Annotated in this window: 12 protein-coding genes and 1 pseudogene; 2 read left to right on the top strand and 11 right to left on the bottom strand. The window is 48.5% G+C overall.

The features are described 5' to 3' along the window. Window positions 1–119: 119 nt before the first annotated feature. Window positions 120–299: pseudogene (locus tag BM122_RS00130) on the bottom strand (transposase); the annotation flags it as partial. Window positions 300–301: 2 nt separating this feature from the next. Between BM122_RS00130 and BM122_RS00125 the strand changes: the two are divergent. Further along, entirely contained in the window at window positions 302–622 is a 321-nt protein-coding gene (locus BM122_RS00125) for a pyrimidine dimer DNA glycosylase/endonuclease V (RefSeq protein WP_371264868.1), read from the top strand. Between the two features lie 259 nt (window positions 623–881). Here the strand turns inward: BM122_RS00125 and BM122_RS00120 are convergent, their stop codons facing one another. The 3 genes from BM122_RS00120 to BM122_RS00110 all read right to left on the bottom strand — a co-directional run bounded on the left by BM122_RS00120 (window position 882) and on the right by BM122_RS00110 (window position 4,174). Then, window positions 882–2,417, bottom strand: a complete 1,536-nt coding sequence (locus BM122_RS00120; protein ID WP_074902516.1) for a hypothetical protein — start codon at window positions 2,415–2,417, stop codon at window positions 882–884. Between the two features lie 402 nt (window positions 2,418–2,819). Next, the gene (locus BM122_RS00115) at window positions 2,820–3,938 is read right to left on the bottom strand and encodes a tellurite resistance/C4-dicarboxylate transporter family protein (protein WP_074902514.1); all 1,119 of its coding nucleotides are present in this window, start codon (window positions 3,936–3,938) and stop codon (window positions 2,820–2,822) included. A 56-nt stretch (window positions 3,939–3,994) separates the two neighbouring features. Beyond that, window positions 3,995–4,174: a hypothetical protein gene (locus tag BM122_RS00110; protein ID WP_074902511.1), complete on the bottom strand. Its 180-nt coding sequence runs from the start codon at window positions 4,172–4,174 to the stop codon at window positions 3,995–3,997. A 236-nt stretch (window positions 4,175–4,410) separates the two neighbouring features. Between BM122_RS00110 and BM122_RS00105 the strand changes: the two genes are divergently transcribed. Next, the gene (locus tag BM122_RS00105; RefSeq protein WP_074902508.1) at window positions 4,411–4,998 is read left to right on the top strand and encodes a uracil-DNA glycosylase family protein; all 588 of its coding nucleotides are present in this window, start codon (window positions 4,411–4,413) and stop codon (window positions 4,996–4,998) included. 386 nt (window positions 4,999–5,384) lie between these two features. On the opposite strand, the gene BM122_RS00100 is transcribed toward BM122_RS00105, so the two are convergent. The 7 genes from BM122_RS00100 to treS all read right to left on the bottom strand — a co-directional run bounded on the left by BM122_RS00100 (window position 5,385) and on the right by treS (window position 19,852). Continuing rightward, a complete protein-coding gene (locus BM122_RS00100) occupies window positions 5,385–7,145 on the bottom strand; it encodes a tetratricopeptide repeat protein (RefSeq protein WP_074902818.1) in 1,761 nt (586 codons plus the stop codon). 43 nt (window positions 7,146–7,188) lie between these two features. Beyond that, the gene (locus BM122_RS00095) at window positions 7,189–7,464 is read right to left on the bottom strand and encodes a DUF4242 domain-containing protein (RefSeq protein ID WP_074902506.1); all 276 of its coding nucleotides are present in this window, start codon (window positions 7,462–7,464) and stop codon (window positions 7,189–7,191) included. A 64-nt stretch (window positions 7,465–7,528) separates the two neighbouring features. Beyond that, window positions 7,529–8,125 carry a TetR/AcrR family transcriptional regulator gene (locus tag BM122_RS00090; RefSeq protein WP_074902502.1) on the bottom strand — a complete coding sequence of 199 codons (597 nt, stop codon included), beginning with the start codon at window positions 8,123–8,125 and terminating at the stop codon, window positions 7,529–7,531. Between the two features lie 205 nt (window positions 8,126–8,330). After that, window positions 8,331–13,469: a malto-oligosyltrehalose synthase gene (locus BM122_RS00085; protein ID WP_074902498.1), complete on the bottom strand. Its 5,139-nt coding sequence runs from the start codon at window positions 13,467–13,469 to the stop codon at window positions 8,331–8,333. Beyond that, entirely contained in the window at window positions 13,462–15,303 is a 1,842-nt protein-coding gene (gene treZ, locus BM122_RS00080; protein WP_256211808.1) for a malto-oligosyltrehalose trehalohydrolase, read from the bottom strand. Before treZ ends, BM122_RS00085 begins: the two co-directional genes overlap by 8 nt. 9 nt (window positions 15,304–15,312) lie before the next feature. Continuing rightward, complete coding sequence (gene glgC / locus BM122_RS00075) at window positions 15,313–16,542, bottom strand: glucose-1-phosphate adenylyltransferase (protein WP_074902491.1); 1,230 nt, start codon at window positions 16,540–16,542, stop codon at window positions 15,313–15,315. Then, on the bottom strand, window positions 16,535–19,852 hold the full coding sequence (gene treS, locus BM122_RS00070) for a maltose alpha-D-glucosyltransferase (protein ID WP_074902489.1): 3,318 nt from the start codon (window positions 19,850–19,852) through the stop codon (window positions 16,535–16,537). Before treS ends, glgC begins: the two co-directional genes overlap by 8 nt. Window positions 19,853–20,385: the final 533 nt, after the last annotated feature.

Below are 20,385 nucleotides of genomic sequence, written 5' to 3'. Positions count from 1 at the left end.
AAACAGCCCATCAGAATTTTTGGAAGGAACGCTAGCCTACAGCAGCGGCAAGAAACTCTCATTCAAATGCTAAAAATTATGGTGAGCTAATAATAAATAACGTGAGTTCGACATAAGGATTACGCTACCACAACTGAAAGAGTTTGAGGGAGTCTGATATTAAGTGAGGGTTTCTTCTCCCGAAAAGTATAAGCCACCAGCCCGGCTATCAGATTAACAAAGAAATTAACTGGGCTGCGATGACGGGAATGCTCGATTTGCGAGATATTCTTCAATTGATCATTGACGGTCTCAATAACGTTTGAGATTGTGGACGCTTCATCCATCGTATCTGGACGCACGTCGGCTGGTCGCGCTGTGGCGCGAAGCGCTACTTGCTCAAGCAGTGCTCAGCCGTACAACGGGAGGATATCAGCATCATCCGCAGCTGGCCCGCTTCAAGGCTTGTACCGAACCCAACGACAGCCATTGCGGTGTATCTTCAGGAGGTCTATGCGGAAGCCACCCAGCGGAGCTACCGCTTCAACGCCAAACTCATTGGCCATTTCGGCCCAGTAGAACAGATTCCCATGACCGAAGGCCAACTCGATGTCGAGTGGCTGCACCTCAAGGAGAAACTTGAAGCCCGCGATCAAGCCTGGCTGAAGCAGTTTCTGAACGTTCTCAGGCCCGATCCACATCCACTCTTCGTGATCGTGCCGGGTGAGAAAGAATGGTGGGAGCGTGCAAGCCCAGGCAAGCAGGGGTAGCCGCTCCTCTGCGCCACCCCTTTTACTCCTGCTCACTCACGGAACATTCCGCAAGCATTGACAAAAACTCACCGTCTGACCCATGTAAAAAATACTAAGCCAAAACGACAGAAGTCAGTCAGCATCTTTGCGCTATTTTTTGTCTGTAAGGTTCTTCGGCCGAGAAGCCCCGTCCAGGATGATCAGCGACGGATTCACGAGCAACCTGGGGTCCGGACCCCGGGTTGAGCCCGGCACGACATAATCCCGCTGGACGAGCTTGAGTTCACCGTCTTGGGGAATCATGTCCTTGGTAATTTCATGGCAATTCGGCAGATCCGTACAGTCACGCGCGAAGTAGTGGACGTAGAATTTTTCGGTGTTGTTGACCATTTCAGCAAAGGCTGATGCACTTCCCTCAAGATCGACATCCGACACGTCCAAGACGCCCTCGAGAGGGGGTATCCAATTGGGCGACAGGCTCACGTAGGTGGCATTGCCAGTGACAGTGCCGAGGGTACCCACCACGGCAAGGATTTCGCCCGAGTCAAGGCGCGCCGTCGGACTGATCTGGTAGTCGGCGTCTGAGTTGTCACCGATGCAGTTCATGGGACGGGGAAGGCAGTGCTCGCCGAGGAGATCCACCTTAAGCAGCAGGCTCTCGAACTCTCCCACCTTGGAATTGGGCTGTCCCCAACGCTGCTTGACCGCATCGACCAGATCTTTGGCATCGCCTTCCAGCTCCAACTCGGATTGAGCAATTCGCTCCTCCCGGACAGGGAACGGGAAGGGCTCGGTTGCGCGCGCTGTGTCGGGATCCCTCACCCGGAACACAGCGAGCGGAAGTTGCTGACGCCATTGGTCACCGGCCACCTCGTCCTCCGGATGCGTATAACGGGCAATAATCATCAGGTCGTCCGCTTCAGCGCCAAGCCCCAACCGGGCGACATCAGGCGAGACGGGCTCGGTGAACACCTGGTTGCGATCCGGGACACCCGCGCGCAACAGCGCCTGAGTTAGCTTGCGCTTCATTACTTTATCCGGCGTGATGATGAAGAAACGCTGCTGATCAAAGGCCGCTCCGGACTGCTGTTCAATGACGACGTTGTTATTGTTGTCGCCCACACTCGCGAACGTCAGCAAGCGGGACGGATTGGGTGACTTCTTGAAGAGGATACTCTGCATGAAGGGATCAGCTTGCACGGACTGATAGATCTCATCGTTAGTATTTATTTTTCCTTCGCGCGTAAAGACATAGGTCTCTAATGAAAAATACTTTCCGGGCGGTGGTAGCTGTGCCAGCACTACCAGCGCTTCACGCTCGTCGAGGCGATATGTCCACCAGGTGTCCCCCTGGGTCGGCCCGAGCAGGTCTTTCATCTTATCGTCCACGAATTCATCCGGCCAAAGCGGAAGAGTGGGGATGACGTAGGGAGCTGCAGGATTGTTCCCCATACAGATTCCGATCGTCTCGATTGGGAACTTGCAATCTTCGATCGTAAACAAATTCCAGTTTCCCTGGGCGACTTGATATCCTCTTGCCTCAAGATCGGTGCGAAAGTTCTTGACCTTCTGCTCAAGTGACTTTGGAAGCTTATTGTCGTTATTTGAGTGATTGTTCGAGCCGCTCAACGCGGGCGATGATGCAAGCATCGCAGTGAATAGAAAGCAAAAAGTGTGGAATTTCATGATGTCTCCTCCTTATCAACAACGACCATCGCGGTCATAGCAATAACAAAAAGCGCAAAACGCTCTGTGATAGAACATGGATTCGAGTAGATATGATGAGGTTTGGCATAGGAATATTTTTATGCCTGCATAAATTTATTCGATTACAAAATCTGGTTTTTTGTTCCACCTTGGTTCCGCTTGTGTAGTCAGAGTAAGATACCATCTAGTGCGCTGAATGAAAAATAGCTGGTGCAATGCGTTTCGCTTATTGCACCCTACACTACCGATGCTGCCCAACAAACCTAATTCCATTTCCAAATCAAAAATGACGCTAAGGCGAGCCGCAGACAGTATAAATAATACGGCAAGGTGAAGCCGACAAAATCAGTTTTGATTTAGAAATGGAATTAGATGCATATCTCAGCGTGGAGGAATTGCCACAAGGTTAATTACAGCGAAAACAGTGCGTAGCATGCCTATCAATGTCAGCGACCAGATTAGCAATGCAAACCAGCCCCAGTATTGCGAGATCATCGCCAAAGAGCCAAAGCTTGTTACTTTTGCCAGAGAAAGGGTGCTGGCCGTATACATCCCCATGGGGAAAACTCTGCTCCAGCAAGGAGGATCGTAAGCATGAGATTGCCTGCCAAATGCGAGTCTGACCCATGGAAAAGTTTTTAACCATAGCGGTGCTGAATCTGCGATGTTCACACGAGTGAATTTCAGGATATCCATGACCAAGAGATAAGGAATCCACATCGTTCCAATCATCCAGGCAAACACCGTTATCCACAAGGTAGCCAACCAGATGCCATGCCAAGCTAATAAGCCTGGCATGCGCAAGACAAACTCGGCGCCTCCCAGAGTAATGATGGCCGTTGCTCCCATGCAAATCCAGTAAGGGGCATCCCATTCGGCAGGTTGAAACCGTTGGAAAAACAGCCGGTAAATTAACAACGTTACAATCATCAAATAAAAGACAAAAGCCAGTGCCCAGAAACTCCCTGCTATAAAATAAGCATAGCCCGCATGGCTACCTGTTGCCTCCAGAAGACGGACGCCTAGCAGGGATATCGATACTGTGCTGACGACAATCAGTAAGGTAGCGCCATTTACGATTTCATGTAGGGGTTTTCCCTGCATAAGGATAAAACCGAGAAGAATGAAATAGAGGCATACAACCCAACCAATCAATGCGACAAACCATAATAAAATGGCTAATTCTGTCGCTTGATGAAAAGTAACAAGTTGCATACCGATGGTATTGGTGCCCACCACAAACGTCAAAAAAGGCACGGCACGCCGTAAAACCCTGAGGTCTGCCATCACATCTGGCAGAAAAAACGCTATGCGTATGGTCAGAATGGTGCACAAAACCAGATAAAAAACCAGATTCAGTGCAAACAGTGTGCTCGCAATGCCAGTAAAAGCCATCGCTTCAAATGCAATCGACACGATACCAGTCGCCATCACCATGGCAAAATAAGCCGGGTGAAAATTTCTTATGCCGTCGAGGATGATAGAACTGCGCTGTTTCATGAATGCGCCAACCTAATCTAATTGCGATCTACTTGACAGTGACAAGACCTCAAATCTTACTGACTCGATTTCTTACTCTTCTCTTTAGTAATCGGATTTTGTAAAGTATAACCATTCTCTTTCATTTTATATCCCCCGTAAGCACCCGCGCCCGCCGCGACCAAAGTCCAGCAACCGGATAATAACGGCAGTATCAACAGTAAAACAACCATGCTCAATATCTGCTTTTTCTTCATTATGAATTCCTGCACAGAATTAGATTCTAATGATTAGACTCTATTTGATGAAAATATTTTCATGGGCATATGGTATAAATCATTATTCACTTTTAAATCAAACATGACGCGAAGGCGAGCCGCAGATAGTACAAAAATAATACGGCAGAGTGAAGCCGACAAAGTGACTTTTGATTTAAAAATGGAATAATAATAGAAAAAATGGTGATAACTCCATTATTCCTAGCTCACATTGCATGACTTCCCTTACGTCGCTAATTAATGAAGCGCATGCCTGTACTCTTTGCGCCGAGCACTTGCCACTCGGTCCACGTCCGATTTTCCAAATACATGAGTCGGCCCGCATTCTGATGGCAAGCCAAGCGCCAGGCAGGAGAGTTTATGAAACGGGTATCCCGTTCAATGATCCAAGCGGTGATAGATTACGCGCTTGGTTGGGTATCTCGCGCGAGATATTTTATGATGCCAAGCAGGTAGCCATCCTGCCTATGGGCTTCTGCTTTCCTGGCACAGGTAAATCAGGCGATTTGCCTCCCCGGCCCGAATGTGCGCTAAAGTGGCGAGCAGCATTGCTGTCACACTTGAAAAACCTCAAACTGACGCTGGTATTAGGACAATATGCACAGGCCTATCACCTTCCGCATACAGGTACATCGTTAACCGAGACCGTTCGCGCATGGCGAAAAAACTGGCCTTATATTGTTCCCCTGCCTCATCCAAGTCCACGCAACAATCTGTGGCTCAAGCGCAATCCGTGGTTCGAGCAGGAACTTATTCCTGTTCTTCAAGTCCGGGTAGCAGAGGTACTCAAACATGACGGTTAACTCTTTCATTAAGAAAACTGCCAGCGGCTTCGTTATAGCTTATTCCATTTCTAAATCAGACATGACGCGAAGGCGAGCCGCAGACAGTATCAATAATACGGCAAGGTGAAGCTGACAAATTCAGGTTTGATTTATAAATGGAATTACCCCGCTGAACGGTTGCTTAACCGAAACGCCTTCGGGCGCTTTTGTGCACCCGTTTTGGAATCGGTTTCAATTGGCTAGTGGTTAGCAACATGCTTAATTCGCAGCTTTGCGGTTGAGAAAGCGTTTTGTTGGAATAACTAATTTAGAGATGATCTGGTCAGATCTGATGAAGGCAAAATTAATTAGCTACCCCAAAAGCAGACGCTACACGGTAAACGGATTGGAAATGTGCATAGATTTTACTTCGTTACTGCCTGACGTCCGAAGCGGGATGCGCTGAGCTCCACATCGGCACGTGCCCAAGCCTTCTTGAAACGCGCTTCAATCAACACTGCCTGATCGTCTTTCTTCTGTGCGCGCAGTGCCTGCATCAATCCGTAAAGCGCCCAGCCATTGTTACGATTTTTCTTCAGGTCATCCCAATACACTGTTTCCGCTTCGTCCGGACGCCCTGACTCCAGCAGAATAGCCCCCAGAGCTAGCCGCGGCGGAAAATGAAATTCCAATGGCTCCGTATACACCAGGGCATCTTCAAAGCGTACCGCTCGTTCAAGGTGCGTGATGGCCTGATCGAATTGACCTCGCGCAGCCGCGATTTCACCGGCGAGCACTTCGGGTGCCGCGCGTAAGACGGTTCGTGGAGTATTCTTCGATAGCAGCGAGCCATCCAGTGATGGATCATGCATAGTCTCACGCAGCGTTTCCAGTTCTTGCCCGGCTTGTTGCAATTGCCCTGTGGCGACAAATGCGAGACCGCGTACATAATGCCAGGTTCCTTTCAAAAATGCGCTAGTGGGTGGCGGCGCAGGCTCGGCAAGAATCTCCTGCCAGCGTCCGAATCTTGCCAGTGCCCAGTATGGCTGCATACGGAATAGTGCGGTCAGTGTCAAATCTTTTAGTATGGTATCGTCTATTCTGCTGGCTGCTTCCCGGGCCGATTCGATCGCGATCCTGCTTTGCCCATCCATCGTTGCAGCAAACGACAGGAAATGGATGTTATGTGGATAATAGACCATCGGATAAATTCCCTGCGCGTGGCTCTGCGTGATGTAACTCTCATCCGCAGCGATGGCCAGTTGATTGCTTTTCATCGCGTCGGCATAGCGGCCCACGCGTAGATAGATATGCGAAGGCATATGTATCATGTGTCCCGCGGTAGGTATCAGCGTCAGCAGCGTGTCGGCCGCCTTTTCTGCCCGTTCCGGCGTACTCGTCGGCTCGACGAGGTGGATATACATATGCAACGCGCCCGGATGCTGCGGATTGCGCCATATTACTTCCTCAGTGAGCGCGACGATTTCAGTCGTCCTTTTTTGTGCATAACCATCACGCATCCAATAATCCCAAGGATGGATATTCATCATTGATTCGATATAAAGCGTTGCAATATCATCATCGTCCGGAAAACGCTGATGTACCTCCCGCATCGCATCCGCATAGGCTTTGTCATTTGCCGCCCGTTGCTCAGGCTTTCCTGTATAACGTTTTTCAAGCGCATTGATAAGCGCCTGCTCCCGCACTGATGCTGCTGCCTTGCTTGCTACAGCCTTCTGGATGAGTTCCAGCGCCGGTGCTTCATCCTTTGGATTCATCGGCGCATTGATATTGGGACCCAGCACCAGTGCCTGGCCCCAATAAGCCATGGCGAGCGCGGGATCGAGCCGCGCCGCTTCCTGGAAGGCGCGATGTGCTTCCGCATGGTTGAATCCATAGGCAAGATTAAGTCCCTGGTCAATGTACTGTTGCGCTAATTTGTTGCGGGTACTGACCGGAAATGTGTGAGAACCCAGATTCAGCAAGTTTGGCGCACACTGATCATCCGGACCTAACTTAGCCATTATGCCGGATTGCACATCATGCTTGTGGCCCGCGTTAGATTTTATGGCAGCTGCACGATTTTTGGCCGAAACCGCTTCGCCAGCCTCTGCGAATGCACCAGAGACACCGACAGCAGCTAAGGTCAGACCCATTATTATTAGATTGATGGCATGGCGTTGCATGAACATGATCTCCTCCTTAATAAGTTTTCTGTGCTCTTTGGAATTAATTCTCGGCAGTGGTCGGATCAATCACGGCTTTGATTCGAGAAATACGGTTCGCGGGAAACTCACCCTGATCAGCATGCGCCCTGATGGTCGCTTCGTCGGGCGCGATGTAGATGCAATAGACTTTATCGTCCGTTACGTAGCTTTCCAGCCATTGAATTTGTGGGCCCATCTTGTTCAGAATGCTGCAGGATTTCTGAGAAATAGCCTGAAGTTCCTGTGGCGTAAGAGCGCCAGCGCCAGAAATGTCACGTTCGATAATATACTTCGGCATTTTTTATCCCCTATAAAATAAATTTTTAATATATGACCGGTCGTCTTATTTTGTCACAAAAAATTTAAGGTTTGAAAAAACCTTCCAACAGATCTTTGCAGCATTGCTTAACTGGAGCAGATGATTTTTCTATTTTCATCCTCAGTAAAGCTCCCTGCCAAGTATTTATAAGTAAATCCGCCATCTCTTCAGCCGATTTGTCTGATCTTACCGTGCCCTGCTGCTGCGCTTTAGCCAGTCCAGATTGCAATAAATCCCGATAACGTCCAACGGCAGACTGAAGAGATTTCCGGCAAATTTCACTGGTATCGCCTATTTCCCCCATCAAATTACCCAGTAGACAGCCGCCTTTAAACTCATTTTTTTCAAGTTCTATGATGAGTTCATCAAAATAATGCTGTATCGCGCTCAACGCGTCAATCTCGGATTGTTGTAAATGTGCCGCTAATTGCGCAATAAAGGGCTCAACATAGTGCTGAATGACTTCCGCACCAAAATTTTCTTTACTGCCAAAGTAATTATAAAAAGAACCTTTAGGAATATTTGCCGCATCAAGGATTTCCTGTAACCCCGTGCCATGATAGCCATGCCCCATGAGCATGGCTACCCCCTGATTCAACAAGTTTTCTCGCTTGAGCTCTTTTTTCGTCACTTTAGGCATGTATTTATAATATGACCGGTCGTATTAATATGTCAAGAGAAAATGAGGTTTGCTTGCACTTAATGGGTTTGTCGTAAAATTCAAAGAAATTGATATAAATAAAGAATCCAGCAATATCAGCCAAGGAAATCGCAAAATTAGCGGAAGCTTTACGAGACAGATGGTGTAAAATTGGGAAGTATTTACGATAGCTTCATTTCTGAATTCAATCTTCTGGAGGCCGAAATTGTAATAGCGCCACCGGAAATGATGTGAATAACGCGGAAGCAAATAGCTCGGGTAGGTCATTTGTTTGAGCCACTGTCACGATTTCACCTGTCAATACATTCACACCCTGCGCTCCTGCGGTAAGAATGGGCACTTCAATTGTTGTTGCACTCCACATGGTATTGCTCAGAGGGACCTGTTCAGATGCTGTAGGCATGAGTCGAGAAAACCAGCGCGGGGCAACCACTATCAGCATAATGTCATCTGCATGACGAGCAAAAGCGCACAGATGATCCTTGCGCGACCCTGCTGTCGTGAGGGGTACATATGCACCATTCTGGAAAACGTGTGGCCATTGCTTGCGGCTATGCAGCAATCGCCAGGTTAAAAACAACTTGGCACGCCCATCCGACATGTGATCAAGCAACTTTCGAACTTGCTTTGCTAGCGCATCTTGGGGAACAGTCATATAGGTTTCTTCCAGTTCCTTTAGCAGATGTTGACGCTGGACATAGTCCACAGGACGGCGATTGTCTGGATCCACCAGGCTAAAATCCCAGAGCTCATTACCCTGATAAATGTCTGGCACCCCTGGTGAAGTCAATTTGAGCAGGGTCTGCGAGAGCGAATTAAACATCCCCCAGTAAGTCACACGCTGCTGGAAAGGAAGAAAATCAGCCAGAAAGGTATTTTTTTTAGACAGATCCATTACTTTCCTAATAAAAGCTAATAGACCCTCTTCATAAGGTATATTGGGATTGATCCAACTAGTATGTTGTTTTGCTTCACGCACTGCCTTGAGCATATAAGCCTCAATGCGCGCCAGCAAAGTTTCATGCTCAGCTTCAGTCAGCTCTCCAAATGGCCAGATACCAACTAATGTTTGGTAAAGCAAGTATTCATCATTAGCACTCGGGATTTCCTCACGATCGACCAGCAGCTTTTTGCTTTTATTGAGATGCTGCCATCGCCGCACTTGCTCCAGCCATTGACTAGGTATTTCTGATAATACATTGATGCGGGCACGCACATCTTCGCTGCGTTTGTTGTCATGGGTGGAAGTAGTGAGCATAGAATAAGGCCAGCGTTCCAGCCTTTTGGCATTCTCAGCATGAAAGGCCTTGACCGAAAAGCCGAAAATACGTGGATCACCGCCTACCTCATTGAGCGAAATCAGGCGATGGTACAGATAGAACGCAGTATCTTCATATCCTTTGGCCATCACTGGGCTGGAAAGCTGCTGAAACTTCATGGCAAATGCAGTAATGGCAGCGACATAAGATGGGTCTTTGTCAGTCGCTGCATCCAGCAGGAGAACAGAGCTGAGAAAATCAAAGATACTGGTATCCAGCACCTGTGTGAATTTCTTCGCTTGCGCCACCGCCCATTCCACATAGCGTCGGTCCAACATTGTAGCCTGCCCGTCGCGCACATACGTGCGATAGACCGGAAGTCGGGCAATCACTTCAGCAAGCGCGTTGCGCAAGCTGTTAGTAGTAAAATCACGTGTATGTGGGCGCAATTCACAAATACGGCTCAATTGTCCAGCCATGACGTTCAATTCACTGGCCATGGCATGTGTCATGATCTTGTGCTTGCTGCGGTAGACAAGTTCTTCGAAGTTAGGCCATGTATGAGTAAACAGACGATAAGCGCGTTCCAGCATTGTTTTAGCTCGAAGATCGATGAACAGCCTGTTGACCAGATTGCAAAAGTCATAGCCGGTAGTACCATGGATAGCCCAGTCTTCACGCAATGATTCATGATCAGCCAGAATTTTTTCTACCACGATGTAGATGGCTTTTTCTCCTTCCATCGGTAAGGACCGCACAGCGACGTGGTCCTGCAGTCGCTGAAAATACTGCAGTGGATCATATAATCCATCTGGATGATCAATGCGCAAGCCATCCACTTTGCCCTCGGCAATTAATTCCAGCGCTAACTGATGAGTTGCATCAAAAACATAACTGTCTTCCATACGTAAGCCAGCGAGATCATTAATGTCAAAAAAACGGCGATAGTTGATTTCATCGGAAGCAACACGCCAGTTGGCAATACGCCATGGCTGTGCTTCAAGCAATCCATGCAAGAGAGTAAATGATTCAAAATCGCCCAAATTACCATTGTAGTCGTTGACCGTATCCAGTACCATTTGCTTGATGGGCGTGGAGACGCTGACCAATGCTGCCAGGCGACGTTTGAACAACTCCTGGTCGCGGTGTCGTTCCAGGATCTTATCGGATGTAGTGACCTCCTGCGATGGTAAATTGTCGAAAGCCGTAATCAGGCTGGCGATTTCCTGCAAATCCGGGCTATCTGGCCGCAATTGCGCTTCCAGCAAGGACAAGCGATGCCGCAACAGCCGGGGATATTCACGCGGAGCGATGGGCAGGCGGTGCTGGTAATACCACACGCTGAAGCTACCACATTCCTCGTCAAAGCTGAGTTTTATTTCACCACTTTCTAATGTATCGCCATATGAACGTCCCAGAATAGGCAATAGCACCTTACCGCGTAGTTCTTCTTTGAGGGGTTGCCAGTCGATATCAAAAAAAGGAGCGTAGAACGAGGCCGGACCACTTTCCAGCACATCCAGCCACCATTGGTTGTCTGACCCCATTATTCCCATGTGATTGGGCACCAGATCCAGGATTTGCCCCATGCCATGCGTATGCAATGCAGCACAAAAAGCTTCAAATTCTTCCTTTGTACCAATTTCCGGATTCAATGCGTTGTGATCCACGATATCGTAGCCATGGCTACTGCCGGGACGTGCTTTCAGATAGGGAGAACAATAGACATGACTGATGCCAAGCATCGCTAGATAGGGCACCAGTTGCGCCGCTTGGGAAAAAGTGAAATTCCGGTTGAGCTGAAGGCGGTAAGTAGCAAGTGGGATACGTAAGCGCCGTTTCGGCATAGGTGCAGAACGGATATGAGGACGTTCCTGCCGCATTGCTGCAGCCAGCGCGAGCACTCTGCGGTCAGCCCCCCAGGCTTCGAGTTGAAGAGGTAATTTACGTCGCCAATTGGGATGCTGAGTGGTAGTAGAAGGAATATTGATTTGATCCAGTACTTCCAGGATATCTTCGAGCTGTATCATCATTATCCTGGCTGGACTTTGGGCTAGATAGGTATAGACTGCCTGGATAAATTCCGGTGTCGCAATAGATAATGACAATGAATTAACCGTCGCGTCTTCCGGTAATAATCCAGCTTCTTCCAGCATCAGTAAAAGATAAGCACGTTCCTGGGCGCGCGCAATCACTTGACTGCGACGAGCCTCATCGGAACTGAACAATTGCAATTGCGTGCGTTGGATGATATCCCGTCCTTGCCAAAAGCCCGGCAGGGTGGGTAAATCATGCGTGGAAACCGCGGCAAGTGCTTGCGCGGGATAATTCATGGGTGCCACGAAATTACCATCAGCTTCTTTTTCCAGTAGCAGCAATCGGTAGGAGAGAACATTCATAGGGGATAAGGCAGTACGCACTTCTTCCGGAACAGTTCCCAGATCTTCACCGACTACTAAACATTGGTTACGCTGACTTTCCAGCGCCAGGATGCCGAGCAAATCGGCGAAAGGATACCGCACATACGCACCTTCGGTAGGGGGAACCCCAGCAGGTACCCAGTATTGGCGCATTAATCCCATGACATGATCGAGGCGCAAAGCGCCTGCATGCCGCATGTTATGCCGCAACGTCGCAATGAAAGGCGCATAAGCTGCCTCACGCAAGCGGTCTGGCACAAAGGGCGGCAGCCCCCAGTTCTGGCCGAGTTGATTGTGGAGTTCCGGTGGCGCGCCAACCCCTACACCAATGGCATAAAGTGCTTGATTGGACCAAGCTTCTGCTCCACCATTGTCCACGGAGATCGCAAGATCAAGATAGAGACCTACTCCAAGTTCCAATTCGAGCGAGCGCCATCCTACGGCACCAAGTTGTAAATCAGCTTGCCACTGGAGATAGGTGAAAAACTCGATGCGCTCCCGATTTTGACTTTCAAATTCACGCACCTCTGCCGATTCAGCATGGCGATAGGGTTCCGGCCATACAGGCCAACCCCATATAGTGGGATCTTGGTTATGGAAATACTCTTGCAATGCCTCGAACAGGGTATGGCGGTATAGTCTATCTCCCTCACGCGCTTGGAAGGCTCGAAACGCGGTGGCACGCTCACTACCTTTCGCTAAATGCTGCTCACAGAAATAGTGATACAACATTTCCAGCATGGGAAGCTTGAGCGCAGCGACACCTGTGTAATCGACTATATCGCTTGCCCGTAATCCTTCCAGCCGTATCTGAAACTCAGGAGTACGAAGTATGGCGCGCGCTGCATCGCATTCGTGAAAATCAACAATAGCCTCTACATCAAGATAAAGAATATTGAGAAATAAACGACTTGAAGGGCTGTATGGACTGGCATGTTCTGGATTATGTGGAAACAAGGCGTGCAGCGGATTAATGCCGATCACATCCGCACCTTGTGCGGCCCATTGCTCCAGCAGTAACCGTAGATCCGTAAAGTCACCCATTCCCCAGTTACGCTCGGATCGTACTGTGTACAATTGTACCGCTGGCCCCCAGATGCGGCCAGAATTGGCAACTGCCTCAGGCTGATAACACGTAGCAGGAGGCACAATCAGTAATTGTTCTCCCAATTGCTTCTCTGCGCATAATAGTCTCAAGCGGTGATAACCTGGAGGAAGATGTTCAGGTAACACTAACCGCCAGGCAGTATGGGCAATCCCTTCAATATTTTTGGTTTCAATTTTTGCTAGCGCTTGGGGGCGGAACTGACCCTGCTGATTACGACCATCCTCGCGCTCCAGGCGCCACCCCCACTCTACTCCAGCACAGGTATCTTGCACGACCAAACGCACCCACGGCGGTTGGTCTCGTACCACCGATACGGGTTCAAGTGCGCGCCGCCAAGGACGTAATTCACGCTCTTCAATAGCTGCAATAATTTTTTCCGGCGTGGAGACATCGAACCCCATGGCAGTCAGCAACATACGCTGAGTTGCAGGAGAAGTGATATGGCGTTTCTGCCAATTATCGGTATAGGCTGGCAAGATTCCCGCTAGCTCGCTTAAATGGGCCAGTAATTCAGATTCTTTTTCAAGTTCATCCATAATCTTCCCTATAGCCCTCCTTTAAATACCAGCCTACGGTGAATGCAGGCAGAATGCCAGACGACAGCTGGCAATCAAGATCTGCCTTGCTACCGTAAAATAATTTGCCTTGTGGCGAGGCAGTCAAACTAGCAGGGGTTGCTCCCAAATTGGCATAAACTACTATCCCCGTCTCATCGCCAAGCTGCCAACTGGCATGCAGCGCGTGTGACGTCAACACCTCAAACCCACCTCCACGCAAGAGACATAAGCGCGGAACAATGACGCGTTGCCGCAAAGTCAGCAGATCTTGATATAAGGTAAGCCATTCACGGTGCAGTGGATGATGCTGTGCCTGCCAATTCAGTTTTGCCCGCTCAAAGGTAGATGCTGCGCACGGATCGGGGATCGCTTCACACGCAACCAGATCGTGGAAGCGTTCAAAGCGGGTAAATTCCTTGCGCCGTCCAATGGTCACTGCTTGAGCCAGTTCGCCGCTGAACCCACAAAAAAAGAGAAAAGATTCTCGTGCACCCCATTCCTCCCCCATGAACAACAAGGGTACCGAAGGTGACAACAGGAATAGGATCGTAGCAGCACGTAATGCTTCAGGCGCAGCCAGTGTAGTAAGGCGTTCACCGAACGCACGATTGCCAATCTGATCATGATTTTGTAGAAAGGTAACAAAGGCCGAGGGGGGCAGATGTGCACTGGGCTCACCCCGTGATTCACCATGACGATACGCAGAAATTTCACCTTGATAAGCAAAACCTTCTGTCAGGCAGCGGCCCAAATGATGGATAGGTGCGTCCGCATAATCTGCATAATAACCATCGTACTCATGAGTCAATAGCACATGGCAGGCATGATGCACATCGTCATTCCACTGCGCATCGTAGTGGATGGCTTGTCCATTCGGTCTACGTGTAAGGTAATGAGCGGCATTATGATCATTTTCCAAAATGAGATGGATATGACGTTTCGCACCGAATGTTGTGCGTACCGTCTGTGCTAGCTCTTCCAGAATATCGGGTTGACTGTCATCTAACATCGTGTGTACTGCATCAAGGCGCAGACCATCAAAATGATATTCTTCCAACCAATAAAGCGCATTGTGAATGTAGAAATCGCGCACAATACGACAGCCTTCACTATCATAGTTAATGGCGGCCCCCCAAGGCGTATGATGCCGTTCGGTGAAAAATTGGGGCGCATACACATGTAAGTAATTGCCTTCCGGCCCGAAATGGTTGTAAACGACATCGAGCAGTACCATCAAGTGGCGGCGATGAGCGCTCTGGATCAGACGTTTGAGATCGTCGGGCGTACCATATACCTTGTCCGGTGCGAACAGTAAGGTGCCGTCATAACCCCAATTGCGTTGACCAGGAAAATCAGCAACAGGCATCAATTCGATAGCGGTCACGCCCAGATCCGCCAGATAGTCGAGTTTTTGCTCGAGCGCAGCAAAAGTACCCTGTGGCGTGAAGGTACCGACATGAATTTCATAAATCACGGCCTCTTGCCAAGGTCGACCGGACCACATCTCATCTTGCCACTCGAAAGCAGCAGGATCAATTACCTGGCTTGCTCCATGTACATCATCAGGGTTATAGCGTGACGCGGGATCGGGTACACGCAATCCATTATCAATTTGATAACAATAACGACTGCCCGCATGCGCATGCTCGCTTATCCACTCATGCCATCCATTTCCTTGTGCTTGCAAAGACACCGGGACTCTATCATCAATAAACAGCATGATCTGACGCGCTGCTGGTGCCCATAGGCGAAACCGTACCTTACCTTCTCGCGTAATTTCAGCACCGAAAGGCATGCAGTGTCGTCGTTTCACGTTTTCACCTTACAGGTAACGGCCGATAGAGCGGTCGTACTTTCCTTTCGGCACGACCACAATTCCTGAGTCAGTAACGGTGAAATACTTCGCATCTTCTTGTCGATCATAGCCGATTCGACTATCTGCTCCAATCAGATTATAACGATCTATAATGGCTCGTTTAATGCGTGATCCGCGGCGTATAATGGCATAATCCATGATGATGCACTCATCGATCTCAGCCCCCTCTTCTATTAATACCTCACGGCGTATGATCGAATTGCGAATCTTCGCGCCCTTTATAAAGCTGCCATCATCGATGATGCTGTTCTCGATTTCGGCACGCATGAACTTTGCTGTAGGCCCTTGATATTCACTGGAAGCAACCCGCCACTGCGGATTAAACAGATTGAATTTTGGCTCAAGTCCCAGCAAATCCTGATGGGCAAGAAAATAGGCATCAATTGTGCCGACATCTCTCCAATAGGACTGCTCCTCGTAATCGCGTACGCCAGGTATGCGATTATCGGCGAAATTATAAGCAAATACACGATGACTCTGGCACAAGCGCGGCAACAGGTGTTTACCGAAATCCTTTTCGCCACGACGTTTGCCTTCCTCCAATGCGGCATACAATACCTCAGTACTGAACAGGTAATTACCCATAGAAGCATAAGCGCGGGCAGGGTTTCTCGGCATGGTAGGGGGATGTTTTGGCTTTTCATGGAACTGATGAATACGTCCATCCTCACAACACTCAATTACGCCAAAAGAACTGGCTTGCGTGATATGCACTGGCAGCGCTGCTACGGTTACATCAGCATTATTTTCCAGGTGAAACTTTGCCATCTGCTGCACATCCATGCGGTAAATGTGATCAGCTCCAAATACTGCCACAAGCTCCGGCGCATGCTGTCGAATCAGGTTAAGGTTCTGATACACCGCATCTGCTGTCCCCTGAAACCACTCTGGCCCTTCGCGCATTTGTGGCGGCACCACAGTAACGAACTGCTCCGGGAAAATAGGTGCTAACCCCCAAGAACGGCGGATGTGCTCAATTAGCGACTGCGATTTGTACTGTACAAGCAAATAGATCGCAAAAATATGGGAATTCACCAAGTTAGACAAAACAAAATCAACAATACGGTAGCGCCCTCCAAAAGGAACCGAAGGTTTGGAACGTTCGCAGGTAAGCGGATAAAGGCGTTTACCTTCACCACCGGCCATCACCATCGCAAGTATTTTCTGATTAGGCATACTTATTCTCCCCAGCAAATAGTGCTGTTTGTTCAATTAAGTCGAGCAAAAGCAACATGACAGATTCCAACCCGCTGGACCGTTCATCTAGAGCCAAACTCAGTTCATCCAGAATTTTTTCCAGCAGGAACAATTCGAGTAGTTTTTGCGCTTCAACCAGATCGGTCGGGTAAGCGCAGCAGCCGGCAATGGATGACTGGTACCCAGACATGAATGCATTAATGGCAAGACGTTCCCACTGACGTGCATAGCTTTCCAACAAATCCCGATGATTCTCGCGTTCCGCACGATGCCGCTTCAACGCCAGGCGCGCCTTAACTTTAATCGAATAGCATATGCCAACAACATCCTTGAGTGGTGATTGCTTGGCGCGTCGTATTTCTAAAGGCTGGTTAGGATCACCCTCGAAATCGATAATAATAAAATCATTATGGCTGATTAAAACCTGATCAAGGTGATAATTCCCATGTATGCGGATTTTGTGCAAAGCAAATTCATCAGACAGTGAATATACAATACGGTTAAGCATTTGCGAGCGCAAGCTGAGCAAGCGCTCACAAATCCTGTATGACTGCTCAGATAGCTGCACTAATGCTTGTTCCAGTTTGTTGAAAACGGAGATAAAATTCTCCTGTAACTGGGCTACCAGCGCCGCAATTTCACTAGCAGTCTGGCGCTCTGGATCGAATGCAGCATTGCCTGTAGTCTTCGCCAGTGCCTGATGTAATTCAGCTGTGCGCTGACCAATGATGTTTATTTGTACCATTTGGACTGCATGCACATCAGGTTCTTGGGCGCGGTCAGGTTCATCTACACATAATTTAAAGTAGCGGCCTAAATAGTCTTGCGTGTGGTTCCCAAAGGTACCCCGGTTCGTCACATAGCGGTGCAGTACTGCAATAGCAGTAACGGAATCTCCACTTTGATATTTTAGGCTGCCTGCCAGCGGTGCTACGCTTGCGCATGGCGAAATTTCGGTCAGAAATTGCCCCATTTCCAGCTCTGGGTTGATACCTTCTTGTACACGCCGATAAACCTTGAGTATGGCTTGATCGCCATAAATGATGGAAGTATTGCTCTGTTCCTCTGCCAGATGAATCACATCAATGCTTTCAGGCAATTCCGGAAAAGCTGATGTTCTGGAACAAACCATCTCACCCGAGGCAAAAGGCAGGTGCATCTCTGCCATGATAGCATCCAGCAAGAAGCGGCAAAAAATATCTTCACCTAGAGCATCGTATAGCATACCCTCTTGCGCATGTTGTCTGGCCTTGGCGAGCATCCAGGGTGACAAGTCGTGGTATTGCTGATCCGCAGCTTTTCCGAGCAGTAGACCCAGCGGAAGAAAATAGGTCTGTGATCTATCTCCATCGAATTGCAGCTTGATTAAAAGTGGTAACCATTCTTTACCATCACTGACTTTCCAGACTTGATTCAAGTGTAATTCCAGTTGAGTAATCGGTTGCCCCGGTCCGGTGAACCAGCGCTGAGCAGCAAGAAATGGTGGTAACACTTGTGTTTCCAATTGAGCGCGCGTTTTGCGGGCAAGCACATCACTTACTTTTCCTTCAGGCTTTAGCATCAACGCACTCAACAACCCTTCAGGCAAAACCAGTACTGGCAGTAATTCACGAGGTAACTTATCAACGTGCCAGACAGGCGCTTCTACATTGCCGGACAAACGGAACCAATAAAAACTGTAACTGGGTAAGCTCAATAAATAAGGCAGTTCACCAATGGCAGGAAAAGCAGTACGCCCCATTAACTCTACTGGCACACGACCCTTGTACGCCGCGAGATTCAGTTCTACTGGCTGAGCGCTATTGGCAAGATTAGCCACACATAAAATACTTTCGTCTTGATATTCGCGCAGGTAGGCAAGTATCTTGCGATTACCCGGATGTAAAAATTTAATAATGCCACGGCCAAAGGATTTGACTGATTTACGCGTGGCAATTAAATGTCTCATCCAGTTGAGTAACGAATAGGTATTGCGGCTTTGCGCTTCCACGTTGATTGCTTCATAACCATAAAGCGGATCCATGATGGGTGGTAGATAAAGTCGCTGCGGGTCGGCGCGGGAAAATCCTGCATTGCGATCGGGGCTCCATTGCATCGGAGTACGCACTCCATTACGATCGCCCAGATAAATATTATCGCCCATGCCGATTTCATCACCATAATAGATAATCGGGGAGCCCGGCAGGGACATTAGCAGGCTATATAACAGTTCGATCTTATGGCGGCTACTTTCCATCAGCGGTGCCAAGCGCCGCCGGATACCTAAATTAAGCCGCGCGAGCGGATCGGAAGCATAAGTGAGGTACATATAATCACGTTCACGGTCGGTGACCATTTCCAGAGTCAATTCATCGTGGTTACGCAGAAATACTGCCCATTGGCAATTCTCTGGTATTTCGGGTGTTTGTCCCAGTATTTCGATGATAGGGTGGCGATCTTCCTGGGCTACTGACATGAAAATACGTGGCATCAAGGGAAAATGAAAAGCCATGTGACATTCATCTCCATCGCCAAAATATTCACGCACATCTTCCGGCCATTGATTAGCCTCTGCAAGGAAGATGCGATTAGCATAGTGCTGGTCCAGCTCAGCACGTAAATATTTGATGATGGCGTGAGTTTCAGGAAGATTTTCATTAATGGTGCCATCGCGCTCACACAGATAGGGTATGGCGTCCAGCCGCATACCATCCACTCCCAAATCGAACCAAAAGCGCATAGCACGCAGTACTGCTTTGGCTACACGCGGATTATCAAAATTGAGATCCGGCTGATGTGAAAAGAAACGATGCCAATAATAGGCTTTTGCCACTTCATCCCATGCCCAGTTTGATTTTTCTGTATCGGTGAAAATGATACGTGTTCTTTCGTATTTTTTGGGGGTGTCGCTCCAAACATAATAATTACGCTTGGCAGAACCGGGTTGGGCTACGCGCGCTGCCTGGAACCAGGGATGCTGATCAGAAGTATGATTGATAACCAATTCGATAATGACTCTGAGATCGCGTTTGTGCGCTTCTTGCAGGAAAGTACGAAAGTCAGCCAATGTACCGTAATTGGGATGAATACCGCGGTAGTCCGAAATATCGTAACCATCATCGCGCAGGGGAGAGGGATAAAATGGCAGCAACCACAGCGTATTGACCCCCAGTTCCTTCAAGTAATCCAGCTTGGAAGTCAATCCGGCGAAATCACCAATGCCATCGCCATTACTATCACTGAAAGCGCGCACATGTAATTGATAAATGATGGCATCTTTGTACCAAAAAGCATCCTCTTCACTAGGCATACATCCTTCCTATTATCTGTCAATTGGCGCATGGGGCCCGCAGCCCCTCTACTCGTGATCATGTTTGCAATTAGCTGGCTAAAATACCTATCTTTTGCCCAATTTATTACCGCCTGCCATTAGCCCATTAGCTTGGGCGCTGATTGAAATTTTTTGCACACGCATACTGCGTGTTTTTATTTAGAGCCTTTTTTTATTAGATCTTACCTATATCAGACGCTAATTCCATTTCTAAATAAAAACTGACTTTGTCGGCTTCACCTTGCCGTATTATTGATACTGTCTGCGGCTCGCCTTCGCGTCATTTTTGATTTGAAATTGGAATAAAACCCATAATTGCTTATTATCCAGAGAGGTTGCTGCTTTGATCATCAAAGCAGTTAATCGTCCAATAAAAAATCAGACAAATGTGAAGGAAATAAAATCCCGGAAATAATGGTTAATGAGAGCTTATTCTTTTATTACTGAGTAAGCATGGTACGGCCAAGCCATTTCGCACTTTGGTATCAATTTCAGCAGGTATATTTCAAACC

Origin of the sequence: Nitrosomonas communis (genome assembly GCF_900114745.1) — a bacterium.
GTDB lineage: Bacteria > Pseudomonadota > Gammaproteobacteria > Burkholderiales > Nitrosomonadaceae > Nitrosomonas > Nitrosomonas communis_A.
The sequence above is the reverse complement of the archived record's forward strand: the minus strand, read 5'-3'. Positions and strand labels throughout refer to the sequence as shown.

Coding starts and splice junctions, on each gene's coding strand:
- BM122_RS00120 (WP_074902516.1), bottom strand. CDS start 2,417: ATGAAATTCCACACTTTTTGCTTTCTATTCACTGCGATGCTTGCATCA.
- BM122_RS00115 (WP_074902514.1), bottom strand. CDS start 3,938: ATGAAACAGCGCAGTTCTATCATCCTCGACGGCATAAGAAATTTTCAC.
- BM122_RS00110 (WP_074902511.1), bottom strand. CDS start 4,174: ATGAAGAAAAAGCAGATATTGAGCATGGTTGTTTTACTGTTGATACTG.
- BM122_RS00105 (WP_074902508.1), top strand. CDS start 4,411: ATGACTTCCCTTACGTCGCTAATTAATGAAGCGCATGCCTGTACTCTT.
- BM122_RS00100 (WP_074902818.1), bottom strand. CDS start 7,145: ATGCAACGCCATGCCATCAATCTAATAATAATGGGTCTGACCTTAGCT.
- BM122_RS00095 (WP_074902506.1), bottom strand. CDS start 7,464: ATGCCGAAGTATATTATCGAACGTGACATTTCTGGCGCTGGCGCTCTT.
- BM122_RS00090 (WP_074902502.1), bottom strand. CDS start 8,125: ATGCCTAAAGTGACGAAAAAAGAGCTCAAGCGAGAAAACTTGTTGAAT.
- BM122_RS00085 (WP_074902498.1), bottom strand. CDS start 13,469: ATGGATGAACTTGAAAAAGAATCTGAATTACTGGCCCATTTAAGCGAG.
- glgC (WP_074902491.1), bottom strand. CDS start 16,542: ATGCCTAATCAGAAAATACTTGCGATGGTGATGGCCGGTGGTGAAGGT.
- treS (WP_074902489.1), bottom strand. CDS start 19,852: ATGCCTAGTGAAGAGGATGCTTTTTGGTACAAAGATGCCATCATTTAT.